Source organism: Clostridium aciditolerans (assembly GCF_016316925.1).
Lineage (GTDB): Bacteria > Bacillota > Clostridia > Clostridiales > Clostridiaceae > Clostridium_AM > Clostridium_AM aciditolerans.
In genome coordinates this window covers 137,796-151,845 of the sequence record NZ_JAEEGB010000045.1, presented here as the reverse complement: position 1 = coordinate 151,845, position 14,050 = coordinate 137,796, and the positions used below count along the sequence as shown (strand labels likewise).

Here is a 14,050-nt window from a genome sequence, read left to right as displayed (position 1 = left end):
GAAAATGTAAAACGATTAAGTGGAATTGACAGATATAGCACTAATGCAGCAATTTTAAACGAATTTTCAAAGGACATAAATTTTAATAACATTTATTTTGCAAATGGTGAGAATTTTCCTGATGCATTAAGTGGATCCTCTGCAGCTGCAAAAAATTCTGCTCCAATCCTATTAACGGATGGTTCCTACTATAGAGGTAAATCTATAATTGATTCTAATAGTGAGTCTATTTCCTTCATTAAACTCCTTGGTGGAACCTCTATTATACCTGATTCCTTAGCAGAAAGAATACTTAAACCATCTAAAAGCCTTTTAGGCTATAGTACATATTATTATCCTGGAGATAATGCTTCCTATAATTCACTGATAAGTAATTCTGACCTAATAGATGAAATAGCAACAGATACCTTTGATACTGATGGATACGGAAACTTAAGCGGCGACATACCGGTAGATCAATTAAATTATGCTTCTAAAAATAAAATCTCAACTTTAGCTATGATAACTAATAATTTTGATGGAGATATAGCAAAAAGTATGCTTGAAAACAGCAGTAATAGAAATAAGCTGATTAATAACATACTTAATGTGTTAGTTGCGAATAACTATAAAGGCGTTAACATAGACCTAGAAGGAGTCTATTATGATGACAGGACCTATCTTTCTACTTTTATGAAAGAACTTTATAATGTTCTTCATTCTCAGGGCTTTGAAGTAACAATATCAGTCCCAGCTAAAACTAGAGATAGTCTTAATGATAACTGGGCTGGTGCTTTTGATTATGCTGAAATTGCTAAGTATTCGGATAAGATCATACTTATGACATATGATGAGCATTGGTCCGGTGGAACACCTGGTCCCATAGCATCTATAAATTGGGTACAGAATGTAGTAAACTACACTCTTACCGTTGTTCCAAAGGATAAAATAATGGTTGGCATAGCTTCCTATGCATACGATTGGACATCCACAGGAAAAAAAGCAGATGCATATAGCATACAACAGGCATATGACATAGCTGCAAAATATAATTCTACTGTAAAATGGGACTCAACTTCTAAAAGCCCTTACTTTAACTACACCGATAACTCAGGTGTCTATCACACAGTTTGGTTTGAAAATAGTACAAGCATCGGTTACAAATTAGATATTGTAAATAATTGCGATTTATCTGGAGCAGCAATGTGGAGGTTAGGTCTAGAAAATAGTGATTTCTGGTCAATCATTGCTTTAAGACTAAATAAATAATGATTTTATTAGAGTGAATAGCTGATTCTACGCTTCACTTTATTTGATGCTTTAAAGTTATTTATCAAAGTGATAAAATTTTATCACTTTGATAAATAGCATAAACTATTACTTTAATAATATATCATAGAACACACTATCAATTTCAATAAATTCTGTTTATCATTATGATAAATATAAGCAGATAACTTGACCTAAAATGCCACTTTTATAGTTGGCATAAAAAATGCTTAATATATAAATGAACACACTAAGTTTTTATTTTATAAAGAATTTCTTAGATTCAGATTGGGATCTGCAACCTATCTGAATCTTGGATAATTCTTATCCAATGTATAATAATTAAATAAATTAATTTTTGAACTTTTAATCTTCTACACTATGTCTTGGATTTTTTGAAACTATTTCTATTGCTCTCACTAATTCTGTAATTGCATCAGTCATAAACTGTGCTTTAAGTTCGTTGACTTTAGCATATATATTTCCTTTCTCAGTTACAATATACATAGGCTTTAAATTATTTAATGTCACGGCCTTTATATCTTCAATACACAATTCACATTTACATATATTGTTACATCGATTTAAAACATTTGGTATTAGATGATCAACAACATCCTCCATATAGTTTTTAAGCATTTCTATCCCCTCAGTTCATTATATATTCTTATGTATAAATATTAACATATAATGTATCATTTTTAAACATTTAGTAATAGAATTAAATTATGTTAGCCAGCTTTTATCATAATTAATTAAACTTTAATAGTTATTATATAGGTTTTAAATTTATATAGGAAAGGGAATGTAAATATACTAATAAAAATAAAACTTATTTATATTCCCTTTCCTATATTGTGCTTTTCTTTAATGAATAGCTCGTTTTCTGTGTATTTTCCCTGATACTTCTACACTCCCAATAGTAACAAGAGCATTTTCATCAAAGCCATGCACAATTGATTTCAATTTTGATATCTCTAGACGTGTTACTACAACATATATTACATTTGTCGGCCTGCCCATATATGCTCCTTTACCTTTAAGCAGAGTGACGCCTCTACCAAGCCTGGCCATTATAGCCTCAGTTATATCTGTATATTTTTCTGATACAATAAAAACAGCCTTTGATTCATCTAACCCTTCAACAGTAATATCAATAACCTTAAATGCAATAAAGTATGCTATTAGTGAATACATAGCTCTATCCCATCCAAAGACAAAACCCGCACTACTTAGTATAAATAAGTTGAAACACATTACTATTTCTCCAATAGAAAATGATGAGCTTTTATCCATTATAATAGCTACAATTTCTGTTCCATCTAATGAACCACCATTTCGTATTATCAGTCCAACACCAGCTCCTACTATTATACCTCCAAAAACAGAAGCCAATAATACATCCTGAGTTATACTATCTATAGGTTGAAAAACTGTCACTCCAATTGATAACATAGTTACTGAAAATAGCGTGGAAACCGCAAAGGTTTTTCCGATTTGTTTATATCCTATTAACAAGAAAGGGGTATTCAATATAAAAATATATACTCCTAAAGGAATTTTGGTTAAATAATTTAAAATAATCGAGATACCCGTTATTCCTCCATCTATTATATTATTTGGTATGAGAAACATTTCTAAGCCAACTGATACTAAAGTAGCTCCTAACATCATAAAAAAAATTCTACTTATTAATTTAAAATGCTTATTATGCTTTTCTGTCATATATTACCTCCCTTACTTACTCATTAATATTATATGGTGCTTTTTTATTCTTTGTTAAAGTAATATATTACTTTAACAAAATTGCTTATACTATAATATACTTATATATATTCAAATTAATGTTTTGTTTTTAAGCAAAGATTTTCTTTTCATATAAATAAAACTGTTGATGATATTTTATAATACCATCAACAGTTTTTGTCCGATGCCTAGGCAAGTTTAAGTTTTCGTAAAGCATCCTCATATTCTTTTATTAAAATAACCTTTTCTTCCTTAGAAGCAAAAGAAGCCTCTATTCCATTTTTTATTACCTTTAATATATCCTGCAGCGTAAATCCCTGCTCTTCTATTAAATAATTATATTCGTCAATTATAGATACATTTGAAACAGTAATATTATCTGTATTTATTGTTACAACTAATCCTTCATTCAAATAGTTCTTTACTGGATGTTCATTGTAAGACTTAACAGCCTTTGTATTTACATTACTGGTTATGCAAACTTCCAAAGGAATCTTCTTGTCCTTTAGATATTTAACTGTATTTTCATCCTTAAATGCATATACACCATGGCCAATTCTTTCTGCATGCAGCAACTCAATAGATTTTATTATATTCTCATGTATACCAGTTTCGCCTGCATGTATAGTACAGTGAAATCCATAACTATTAGCTAAATCAAAAGCTTCTTTATGAAGTTCTGGTGGAAAATCATGTTCATTGCCTGCTAGGTCTACTGCAACTATCCCCCTATTAAGATATCTTTTAGATATTTCTACTAATTGCTTACTTGTTTCACTGCCCTCATGTCTCATGGCACATACTATTAAATTGGACATTATTCCATATTTTTTCTTACTATCCTTCATTCCCTTTAGAACTGTCTCTATAACCTCTTCTGCTGACATCCCTTGTTTTGTATGAAAAAATGGTGCAAATCTTATTTCTATATATCTCACATTTTGTTTTGAAAGATCTTCTAACAATTCGCAAGTTATTCTATATATATGTTCATGCTTTTGCATAACTTTTATTGGTAAATCAAATTTATCTAAGTACTCTTTTAACGAATTACAATCTCCAAGAATTTTCACACACTTTTCAAACTCTAATAATCCTTTTGTTGGAATTTCAATATTTTCTTTTTCAGCAATATCAAATATAGTTTCTGGCCTTATGCTGCCATCTAAATGACAATGCAATTCTGTTTTAGGTAAAGCTTTAACAATTTCCATCAAATTCATTACATCCCGTCCTTCTAGTTAACATTTCATGTACAATATTATATATTATTTTTATCTTGGGATATATTTTATCACAAAAGCTTAAGCTCTGCATTTTCTTTTATTAAAAATTAGGTTTACAGTCATTACCAAAAGTTTTAAAATTATTTATAGCAAATAACTTAAATGGAGGATGTGGAAATGAATAACTGTATACTAATTAAAGATTTTAATTTTTCTATAAATCCTTATGAAATATCAAAAAAATTAAATCTTTCTCATGATAGAAATATTAGAATCATAGAAAGTTTGGCAAAGGAAGCTGAAAAGATAGCAGTTCCTAAAGCTGTCTTTAAGGAATGTTTTATATGTGAAAGAGGAGACAACTTTGTAGTATTAGATGGAATAAAATTCAATAGTAGAGTCATTAATATAAACTTGAGTTCAGAAAGCAGAGCTTTTCCCTATATAGTTACTTGTGGTACTGAACTCAAACATTGGTGTGATTCTAATAGTGATAAATTTGAAAGAAAGGTTGCTGAGTTTATAACCCAAGAAATTTTAATTCAATGTCATATCCTACTTAAAAATTACATAGAAAAAAACTTTAATACAGGAAATTTAGCAAGAGTAAATCCAGGTTCCACTGTAGATTGGGATATTAAAGAGCAAGAAAATATTTTTAGTATCTTAGGAGATAAAGTTAGCTCTACAGGAGTTGTCCTTGATAGCAATTACTTTATGTTCCCTGAAAAAACCTACTCTGGAGTTTATTTTCACAATGAAACTAATTATAAAAATTGCTATATGTGTACTGCTAAGGCTTGTCCTTTTAGAGAAAGAAATTATGATGATGGTTACTACGATAAACACTTTAAATAGAGAATAGTTATATATATGCAGAAAAGAAACATCCGTGGATTTCACTTACATAAATCTACGGATGTTACCTGTGTTAAATTTAATTATTTATTCTCTTCATAAAGAAACTTTTTAATTCTATAATAGCTATCTTCATCACCTATTGCTATGAAGACATCACCCTCTTCAAATATAGCATGCGGTCCTGGAGAAAGTATCAAATTTCCTTCTCGTCTTATACCTATTATGGTAGCACTTGTATTTTGCCAAAACTTGCTTTCCGATATAGTCTTTCCAATAATATTGAGCCCTTTATCTATTTCAAACTCAAAAGGTACAAAAGGATTAGTACTGGCAAATCTATTGGAATAATCCATAAGTTCTTTAATTACTCCTTCTATTTTTCTTTCTAATACATTTTTCTCCTCTAGCAAGTCTAATACTTCTTTTCTTAAGGAATTCACAGAGCCTATATCTTTAAATTTATCTATAAACCTTAAACAGTTATCTACGGATTTAACAGTAATCCCACTGCCTTTTGTTACTTCTACTATATCCATTTCATTCAAAAGAATGATTGCCCTTCTAATAGTTTCCGGTGAGACGTTATAATGACTTGCAAGAGATGATCTTCCATAAAGTTTATCACCTATAGAAAAATCTCCACCTACTATTCTATTTGCTATATCAATTGCAATCTTTTGATATACAGGTTTCGTCACATACTCTTCTGACATTTTAAATTTTGTTTTAAGATGTACTTCATCCTAAAACAATTCCCCCCTTCCAATATGTTGGATTAATTAAATCCATAAATAGTATAGGTTATTCTTTCTATTATGTAAATAATAATTTACCATTTTGCTTAAGCTTATACTCATTAACTTTATCTAAATATTGATTTGCATTAAAACATAAGCATTTAAAGTTTTGTACAAAATGTAAACTGATATTTAAAATCTAAATAGAAAATGGAGTTGAAACAGCAAATGACTAAAAATTGTATATATAAAGTTTACATTTACTAGCCATTTTCATTAGTAGCTCCCTCAAAGGCATTTATATACATTTGTTTTATCTCCCCGATTAGAGGATATCTTGGGTTTGCACCAGTACATTGGTCATCAAAAGCCTGCTCACTCATTACATCAAGAGTTGCATAAAAGCGCTGGCTAGTTACTCCCGCTTCCTCTATGGTTTTTGGTATATTGATTTTAGCTTTCAATTCATCTATCGCATTTATTAAAAGTTGTATTTTTTCATCTTCAGTATTTCCACCTAAATTAAGATAATCAGCAATTCTTGAATATCTCCATCTTACATTAGGATACTTATATTGAGGAAAAGCGGTCTGCTTTCTTGGATTATCAACTGCATTGAACTTAATTGTTTCATTAATAAGCAGTGCATTTGCTATTCCATGAGGTATGTGATGCATTGCTCCTAACTTATGAGCCATAGAATGGCATACTCCAAGAAAAGCATTAGCAAATGCCATACCAGCCATAGTGGCTGCATGGGCCATTTTTTCTCTTGCTTTTTCGTTAGTTGCACCTTCTGTATAGGCCAAAGGTAGGTACTTAAATATAAGTCTAATAGCTTCTAAAGCCAAACCATTTGTGTACTCCGAAGCCAATACGGATACCATAGCCTCAATGGCATGAGTAAGAGCATCTATACCTGATGCTGCAGTAAGACCTTTTGGCATATTCATCATAAGCTCTGCATCAATTATAGCTATATCTGGAGTTAACTCATAGTCTGCTAAAGGATATTTTACTCCTGTTATTTCATCTGTAATAACGGCAAAAGGAGTTACCTCAGATCCTGTTCCTGCTGAGGTTGGAATAGCAACCATCATAGCTTTCCTGCCGAGATCAGGGAATCTGTATACTCTTTTCCTTATATCCATAAATCTCATAGCAAGGTCTTCAAATCTTACATCAGGATGTTCATAAAGCACCCACATGATTTTTGCTGCATCCATTGGAGAACCTCCACCTAAAGCTATTATGACATCAGGGTTAAAGTTGTTCATTTCAGCAGCACCTTTGCGGGCAGTTGCCAAGGTAGGATCCGGTTCTACATCAGAAAACACTCTACAGTCTATACCTGTATGTTCAAGGATACTTACTATATGATTTACAAAACCTAAATCATATAGAACTCTGTCTGTAACTATAAAAGCTCTCTTTTTGTTCATGTCCCTAAGTTCTTCAAGAGCAACCCCCATACATCCATACTTAAAGTAGATTTTTTCAGGTACTCTGAACCACAGCATATTCTCCCTTCTCTCCGCCACGTGTTTTACATTTACTAGATGTTTTACTCCTACATTCTCTGATACAGAATTTCCTCCCCAAGAGCCACACCCCAATGTCAAGGATGGCGCAAGTCTAAAATTGTATATATCACCTATAGCCCCCTGGGAAGAAGGCATATTAATAATGGTTCTTCCAGTTTTCATAACTGCACCGAACTTTTCAATTCTATCTTTACATTTAGTCTGATCCGTATAGAGTACTGATGTGTGGCCAAAACCACCAAGTTCAATAAGCCTTGCTGCCTTATGTAGAGCTTCTGTAAAATCTTTTACCTTATACATGGCCAATACTGGAGATAATTTTTCATGTGAGAAAGGTTCTTCAAATTCTACAGACTCTACTTCACCAATAAGTACCTTTACAGAATCAGGTACCTGAATTCCAGCCATAGCGGCAATCCTTCTTGCATCTTGACCCACTATATCTGCGTTGAGAGCTCCATTTTCCTTTACTATGGTTCTTCTTATTTTATCTCTTTCCTCTTCATTTAAGAAGTAAGCCCCTCTCTCTTCAAATTCTGATTTTACCTCATCATAAACTTTTTCAACTACTATTGCAGATTGTTCCGAAGCACATATTACCCCATTATCAAAGGTTTTTGAAAGTATTATTGAACTTACAGCCATTTTTATATGAGCAGTTTCATCAATAACTGCTGGGGTGTTTCCTGAGCCTACACCTATAGCTGGTTTGCCTGAGGAATATGCAGCTTTAACCATGCCAGGCCCACCAGTAGCTAAAACTATATCTGATTCTCCCATGAGCAATTGAGTGAGATCTACATTTGGCTCATCTATCCAACTGATTATTCCAGCAGGAGCTCCTGCTTTTACAGCGGCGTCAAGTATAATTCTTGCGGCTTCTATAGTGCTTTTCTTTGCTCTAGGGTGAGGAGCAAATATAATTCCATTACGAGTTTTTAATGCAATAAGTGACTTGAAAATTGCTGTAGATGTTGGATTAGTTGTAGGTATAACAGCTGCGATCACTCCAAAAGGTTCAGCTATCTTGATAATTCCGAAGGAAGGGTCTCTTTCAATTACTCCACAAGTCTTTTCATCTTTATATTTATTATAAATATACTCAGCGGCAAAGTGATTCTTAATAACTTTATCCTCCACAATACCCATGCCTGTTTCTTCTGTAGCCATTTTAGCAAGATGAACTCGTGCATTATTGGCAGCTATAGCTGCTTGCCTGAAAATTTCATCTACAGTTTCTTGAGTATATGTAGCAAAAACTTTCTGTGCTTCTCTGACTTCTTTAATTTTTTGAAGAAGTTCTTCTTTATTTGTAACTCTCATAAAACACTCCTCCTTTTAATTAATACCCTAATAGCTTTTCACATACTTAAATTATTATTACATTCTAAAGTACATAGATTATATCCGGCCAGTAGAAAATGCTAAGAAAATATGCAAAAATAAAGAGAGCTTTCGTTTAAGCTCTCTTTATAAATTGCTACTTAATCTAGCATCTTTAAAATATTCTACTAATTAATGGTGTCTCTTAATAGTTTTATTTCCAAATTATATCTGCTTCTTTTCTTGGTGCAGTTCTAAAATATTTTACATCAGGATAGCCTAGTACCATGCATGTTACGACTTTTTTACCTTCCTTAACTCCAAGGAAATCCATAATCTTTTTATTATCTTGCGCAGCTAATACAAAAAATCCGCTGAAGAAAGTTCCAAGACCTAGAGCATTAGTCATAAGTTCCATATTTGAAGAAGCTAATGCGCCATTTACATCTGAATTAGCTGTAACTACTATTACCGCTGGAGCATTAAAGAACAGCCTATCACTTTCATTATATTTTTCATCAGGATTTGCTTTAAATTCTTTATACATACTTATCCACATCTCTGCATATCTTTTAAATCTCATAGTCTGTGGAGTCAGATTGGCTAACATAACCTCTCCCTTTTCTTTTAAGCTTTCTAGTGCTAAAGCTCTTAGTTCTTGCATACCTTCCCTTACTACTGTAAATGAAACATCTTGCATATTACTGCCAGTTTGAGTAAATCTACCTGCTTCTATAATTTTAGAAATCTTTTGTTCTTCTACTTCTTTATCTGTAAATTGTCTTATAGTTCTTCTAAATTTAATGAAGTTTAATAGATTATCAGCATCAACTAAAAACTCATCTTTATTATAATTCTTCACATCCTTCATGTTGTACTCATCTGTTGACACTGCATCTTTAGGACATACAGCAATACAATGTCCACATTTAATACAGGTTATATTATTAATCTTAGCTTTACCATCAACTATTTCTATGTCTCTTGGAAAGCAGTCCTTAACACATAGCCCACATCCAATACACTTTTCAGTATTTACATTCATCATATAACAACTCACTCCTTATAGGCTTTTCTATTTAATATTCTTTTGACTTATATATAAATAAAATTTATAATAAATTTGTGAAATTATATATATAATCCTAACTATATTAGGATTATACCATCAAATAATTGAGTGTGTCTAATTAATATTATTCACATAACTATAACTTAAAGTTATAATTCGTATCATTTTGCTTTTTAATAAATAATAAGGAGTATATATATGAATCTACAACAATTAGAGTATTTTAAAAAAATAGCAGAAACTGAAAACTTCACTACTGCTGCAAATTTGGCATCAGTAACTCAACCTGCCTTAAGCAAAGCAATTTCTAAGCTAGAAGCTGAATTAAATGTGCCTTTATTTGAAAGAAATGGTCGTAATGTTAAACTTACCTCTTTTGGCGAAGCATTTTTAAAGCATACAAATCTAGCTCTATTGGAAATCGAAAAAGGAATTCGTGAATTGCATGATATGGTAAACCCTGATAAAGGAACTATTTCTATTGCATCTACATATTGTATTGGTGCTTATTTTATGCCTTATATAATTAGTGATTTCTTAAAAAGCTGTCCTCATACTAAATTTCAATTTAATCATGAGTCTACAAGCGAAATATTAAATGATTTAAAAGATGGTAAAATAGATTTAGGGTTTTATGATAATATTGATGATCTTCATAAGCATGTTGAAATTAAATCAATACCTGTAAAAAAAGAAGAGTATGTTTTGATTGTTCCAAAAAACCATCAGCTTTCATGCCAAACAGAAGTTTCTTTAAAGGACTTAAAAGATGAATCCTTCATTGTATTTTCTGAAGGAAATAAAGATATGATGCTTTCTTATTCTGAATTCATAGGCTATACCCCTAAGATTTCTATAGAACCTAATGAGGTTAGCATGCTGGGAGGATTGGTTTCTGCTGGTGCTGGTATTACCATAGTTCCTAACACTCCTCTTATTAATACAAACACACTTTCCATTATTAAAATAAAAGAAGACCTTGGATATAAAACCATTTATATGGGCTGGCTTAAAGATTCTTATATGTCTCCTATGTCAAAAAAATTTAGAGATTATGTAATATCATTGAGTTCTAACAGCTATAAACTTGAATAACCGCATACTAATTAATTTTGAGTATGCGGTTTGAACCTTCAAATCCATTGTTCTAATATTTTTTTGTTAGCTGCTTTTTCTTACTCATAAGCTTTAAGTTAAACTTCAAGCATCTTTTATAAGAATAATAACAAAAGCTCATTCCAAGACACTCCGCTGATACTAAAATTGATACTAATTCTGCTATAGAAAAAATACTGTTTTTAATCAAATGCATATAAAAAGATGGCATACAGGAAATAGCCCCAATTATTATAAATACTGATATAAAGGCCAACTTTACATCCTTTTGTTTTATATCAAATATATACATGAAAACAAGTCTAGAAATTGTTCCGATAACTCCTCCAATTATTGAACTAATAGTTAAAGTAGCTGCAGCTTCACTGTTCATATTTATAGCAGTAACTGCGGCCATACCAACAACTAATCCAATAAATATAGATATTATCAAATTAAATAGAAAATCCTTTAAATTCTCTTTCATACTTTAAACTCCTCAAAACCCAAGAAATTTTTTAAAATCATTTAAATATTTTCGTGTAACATAAACCTCTTCATCTATATCTATTATTTTTAATATAAGCTTACTGTTAAACCACGAAATAATACGATCTACTTTTACTATATTTACAATAAAGCATTTGCTTACTCTTATGAATCCTTTATTTTCAAGTCTTCCTTCTAATTCATAAAGCTTTTCTTTGACTTTATATTTTTTATCTCTTGTCCTACAAAAAACGTCATTACCCATAGCCTCAAAATAATAAATATTATCATAAGTTAGTACTTTAAGCTCATCCTCTTCACATCTTCCTGTAATTATATTTTTAATCTCTTCTTTATTCACTGATATTTGGTCTAAATAGTCTATTAAAACATTTACAGTTGACATATCAAAATATATACCTATTTTGCCTTCTTCTAAATCAAAGCCTTTTTCGATGATACATACTTTAGCATCCTTGCTAATTCTTATTTTGCGATTAATAAGGAGCTCTTCTAATATTCTTCTCATATTTTCACAGCAAACTAAATCTATTTCCATATAAAACCCTCTTTTACTTTAAGCTTCTGGAAGTAACCCTGGGATTATAGTTGATAGTGCAACCCCTACAATCACTAATATATTCATAATTATAACAGTAGTAGTGTTATGTCCCAATAATTCTATAATAGCATTAACTAAATAAATTGTTGCCCATATTTTAGTTATAATACTGTTAACTTCTATAAATAGTGGTGACTCTCCGAAATCTTCTCTATATCCACTTTTAGCTTCATACATGGTATAAGGCTTTCCTAGTCTAGTAGAAATAAACCCCATAAGCGCCAGTACTATATATGAAGTTAAATACCTGTACTGAATAACGCTGTCCATTTTAAAATAGAAATATAGTATATTAGAAATAACAAAGTAAACTAATAATACAACAGATATAATCCCCATATTTTTGTTTATAACATTTTTTATGAACAATATTAAAATAGAAATTAAACCTAAAACAATCCCTATTTTATTTGATATACTCCAGAGAAATATTAAAGGAACAAACCCAAAGGTTACGTTTAAACATGCTTTTAAACTATTTGACATTGCCTTTCACCTTATCCTTTTCAAGAACTTTTTTATGGGAAGTAATCATATAATCAATTGTATTTTTCTGTACTTCTTTTCTGAATCTTTCTTTTCCCATAAAATATCTCATAACTTTTCCCTGCAATTTCTGCCTAAGGGATGTCTTATCCATCATTCCATTTTCCTTATAGTATTTATAGTCCGCTGCAAAGATAGCTCCTAACTCCCCTTCTATAGCATCAGTAAACAATTTTCTTGAGGCTACAGCTAAAAAGGTTTCTGGCTTAAAATAGTTTCTTTCACAGTAGCTTATACTCATTTTAGCAAAAGTATATATTTGTTTGTCTATAATATCACTATCTTCACTTTCATCAGTAACAAATCCAATTAGATTCCTATCTTCTCCAGTATATAATTCTAGTATTTGTCTTAAATTTTGATGTTCGCTTAATTTACCTGAAATCATATATCCTATCTGCTTTCCTCTTAAGAATGGAATATGGGTGTAGCAAAAACTTCTATCATAGTAAAGCTTAAAACGAGAGGATAAATATCTGTCTTTTATAGTTCCTGCAAAAATAACTATATCTGCGTTATCAATAACATAATCTAAAAATTTCCTATAGCCATCCTTATCATGATAAGCGCATATATTCTCTGCGGCGCACTTACAACAGCCTAGACAAGGACCTTTTATGTCTACATCATGAAGATTAAGAACTTCTACAGAGCCTTTTATATAGCTTTTATATTTATTAATCATTTCTTTAAGGTTGCTATCCTCTTCTTCTGCATCCGTTATAATGATTATTTTTTTAGTTGTAGCTATAAATTTATCTGTTTCACCGGATTTATACTTAAAGGTACTTTTACTTAGTGCTCTAAATAGATTGTTAGTAGTTAACCCTTCATTAACATAGGTCTGTAAGTTTTCAAAGAATAATTTAAGTTCTTTTCTCCTCTTTTCTTTTATTAAATCATTCATATCATGGGACAAGTATTCTATATAGTTCATGCCTAAATCTTCACAAATTGCCCTTATATAGTTATGGGCATGAATATCTGCATAATGAATAGAGGTAGAAAACACACTAGTATATTTTTCTAAGAAATAATCTTCTAAATTATTTTCAAATATTAATTCAATTAGTCTTTTATAATAGGAAGGTACTAAAGCATGATATAGTGGAAATGACCATATAATAGCATCTGCTTCCCTAACTTTTCTGCATAAGCTCTCTAACTCTTCCACATTTTCTTCATATTTTTTTATTTCCTTTATAACATGAATATATTCAAATTCATGACTTTTATAATTCTGTTCCAAGTACTTCATTGACTGTAATGTAACGCTTTTTTCTGACTTTGGACTTCCATTTAAAATTATTATTTTCAAAGTTAACACCTCCTGCTTTTTCATAATTCTATTTTATTGAATTTTATAAATTGAAACTATAGATTTCTTTCAAGATGCAATATTAGATATGCAAGATACATAGAAATTTTGCAACACAAAATCATCTTTTCAATTCTTTACACAAATTTATAAGATGTATCTAGACTTATATTTAGAATGATTTATAATGAAGTTATATCATAATTCTCACACAATTCCGAAA

Annotated in this window: 13 protein-coding genes; 3 read left to right on the top strand and 10 right to left on the bottom strand. The window is 30.7% G+C overall.

Annotated features, from left to right (window positions below; genetic code table 11):
• Nucleotides 1–1,248 (top strand): glycosyl hydrolase family 18 protein (locus I6U51_RS23195; RefSeq protein WP_211144926.1); only part of this gene is annotated, 1,248 nt, incomplete at its 5' end.
• 366 nt (nt 1,249–1,614) lie between these two features.
• Here the strand turns inward: I6U51_RS23195 and I6U51_RS23190 are convergent.
• The 3 genes from I6U51_RS23190 to add form a co-directional block, all read right to left on the bottom strand.
• Nucleotides 1,615–1,887 carry a late competence development ComFB family protein gene (locus I6U51_RS23190; RefSeq protein ID WP_211144925.1) on the bottom strand — a complete coding sequence of 91 codons (273 nt, stop codon included), beginning with the start codon at nt 1,885–1,887 and terminating at the stop codon, nt 1,615–1,617.
• Between the two features lie 228 nt (nt 1,888–2,115).
• Nucleotides 2,116–2,973, bottom strand: coding sequence for a YitT family protein (locus I6U51_RS23185; protein WP_211144924.1), 858 nt, complete (start codon nt 2,971–2,973; stop codon nt 2,116–2,118).
• A gap of 209 nt (nt 2,974–3,182) precedes the next feature.
• Nucleotides 3,183–4,217, bottom strand: a complete 1,035-nt coding sequence (gene add / locus I6U51_RS23180; protein WP_211144923.1) for an adenosine deaminase — start codon at nt 4,215–4,217, stop codon at nt 3,183–3,185.
• Nucleotides 4,218–4,397: 180 nt separating this feature from the next.
• Between add and I6U51_RS23175 the strand changes: the two genes are divergently transcribed.
• Nucleotides 4,398–5,078, top strand: coding sequence for a hypothetical protein (locus I6U51_RS23175; RefSeq protein ID WP_211144922.1), 681 nt, complete (start codon nt 4,398–4,400; stop codon nt 5,076–5,078).
• An 83-nt stretch (nt 5,079–5,161) separates the two neighbouring features.
• Here I6U51_RS23175 and I6U51_RS23170 read toward each other — a convergent pair whose 3' ends face one another.
• The 3 genes from I6U51_RS23170 to I6U51_RS23160 form a co-directional block, all read right to left on the bottom strand.
• On the bottom strand, nt 5,162–5,794 hold the full coding sequence (locus I6U51_RS23170; protein ID WP_211144921.1) for a GntR family transcriptional regulator: 633 nt from the start codon (nt 5,792–5,794) through the stop codon (nt 5,162–5,164).
• Nucleotides 5,795–6,081: 287 nt separating this feature from the next.
• Nucleotides 6,082–8,685 (bottom strand): bifunctional acetaldehyde-CoA/alcohol dehydrogenase, encoded by a 2,604-nt coding sequence (gene adhE, locus I6U51_RS23165; RefSeq protein ID WP_211144920.1) that lies wholly within the window; start codon nt 8,683–8,685, stop codon nt 6,082–6,084.
• A gap of 214 nt (nt 8,686–8,899) precedes the next feature.
• Nucleotides 8,900–9,733, bottom strand: a complete 834-nt coding sequence (locus I6U51_RS23160; protein ID WP_211144919.1) for a nitroreductase family protein — start codon at nt 9,731–9,733, stop codon at nt 8,900–8,902.
• A gap of 222 nt (nt 9,734–9,955) precedes the next feature.
• On the opposite strand from I6U51_RS23160, the gene I6U51_RS23155 reads away from it, so the two are divergent.
• Entirely contained in the window at nt 9,956–10,852 is an 897-nt protein-coding gene (locus I6U51_RS23155; protein ID WP_211144918.1) for a LysR family transcriptional regulator, read from the top strand.
• Nucleotides 10,853–10,904: 52 nt separating this feature from the next.
• On the opposite strand, the gene I6U51_RS23150 is transcribed toward I6U51_RS23155, so the two are convergent.
• Genes I6U51_RS23150 through I6U51_RS23135 form a run of 4 tightly spaced genes read right to left on the bottom strand, consistent with a single transcriptional unit; the run spans nt 10,905 to nt 13,836 of the window.
• On the bottom strand, nt 10,905–11,339 hold the full coding sequence (locus tag I6U51_RS23150; RefSeq protein WP_211144917.1) for a hypothetical protein: 435 nt from the start codon (nt 11,337–11,339) through the stop codon (nt 10,905–10,907).
• A 12-nt stretch (nt 11,340–11,351) separates the two neighbouring features.
• Nucleotides 11,352–11,900 carry a LytTR family DNA-binding domain-containing protein gene (locus I6U51_RS23145; protein ID WP_211144916.1) on the bottom strand — a complete coding sequence of 183 codons (549 nt, stop codon included), beginning with the start codon at nt 11,898–11,900 and terminating at the stop codon, nt 11,352–11,354.
• An 18-nt stretch (nt 11,901–11,918) separates the two neighbouring features.
• Nucleotides 11,919–12,449 carry a hypothetical protein gene (locus tag I6U51_RS23140; RefSeq protein ID WP_211144915.1) on the bottom strand — a complete coding sequence of 177 codons (531 nt, stop codon included), beginning with the start codon at nt 12,447–12,449 and terminating at the stop codon, nt 11,919–11,921.
• Nucleotides 12,439–13,836 (bottom strand): NAD(P)H-dependent oxidoreductase, encoded by a 1,398-nt coding sequence (locus I6U51_RS23135; RefSeq protein WP_343069862.1) that lies wholly within the window; start codon nt 13,834–13,836, stop codon nt 12,439–12,441. The genes I6U51_RS23140 and I6U51_RS23135 overlap by 11 nt, the downstream gene beginning before the upstream one ends.
• Nucleotides 13,837–14,050: the final 214 nt, after the last annotated feature.

What these genes read in the sequence shown, in the direction of transcription:
- I6U51_RS23170 (WP_211144921.1), bottom strand. Translation starts at nt 5,794, where the DNA reads ATGTCAGAAGAGTATGTGACGAAACCTGTATATCAAAAGATTGCAATT.
- I6U51_RS23155 (WP_211144918.1), top strand. Translation starts at nt 9,956, where the DNA reads ATGAATCTACAACAATTAGAGTATTTTAAAAAAATAGCAGAAACTGAA.
- I6U51_RS23190 (WP_211144925.1), bottom strand. Translation starts at nt 1,887, where the DNA reads ATGCTTAAAAACTATATGGAGGATGTTGTTGATCATCTAATACCAAAT.
- I6U51_RS23145 (WP_211144916.1), bottom strand. Translation starts at nt 11,900, where the DNA reads ATGGAAATAGATTTAGTTTGCTGTGAAAATATGAGAAGAATATTAGAA.
- adhE (WP_211144920.1), bottom strand. Translation starts at nt 8,685, where the DNA reads ATGAGAGTTACAAATAAAGAAGAACTTCTTCAAAAAATTAAAGAAGTC.
- I6U51_RS23160 (WP_211144919.1), bottom strand. Translation starts at nt 9,733, where the DNA reads ATGATGAATGTAAATACTGAAAAGTGTATTGGATGTGGGCTATGTGTT.
- I6U51_RS23175 (WP_211144922.1), top strand. Translation starts at nt 4,398, where the DNA reads ATGAATAACTGTATACTAATTAAAGATTTTAATTTTTCTATAAATCCT.
- I6U51_RS23185 (WP_211144924.1), bottom strand. Translation starts at nt 2,973, where the DNA reads ATGACAGAAAAGCATAATAAGCATTTTAAATTAATAAGTAGAATTTTT.
- I6U51_RS23140 (WP_211144915.1), bottom strand. Translation starts at nt 12,449, where the DNA reads ATGTCAAATAGTTTAAAAGCATGTTTAAACGTAACCTTTGGGTTTGTT.
- I6U51_RS23150 (WP_211144917.1), bottom strand. Translation starts at nt 11,339, where the DNA reads ATGAAAGAGAATTTAAAGGATTTTCTATTTAATTTGATAATATCTATA.
- add (WP_211144923.1), bottom strand. Translation starts at nt 4,217, where the DNA reads ATGAATTTGATGGAAATTGTTAAAGCTTTACCTAAAACAGAATTGCAT.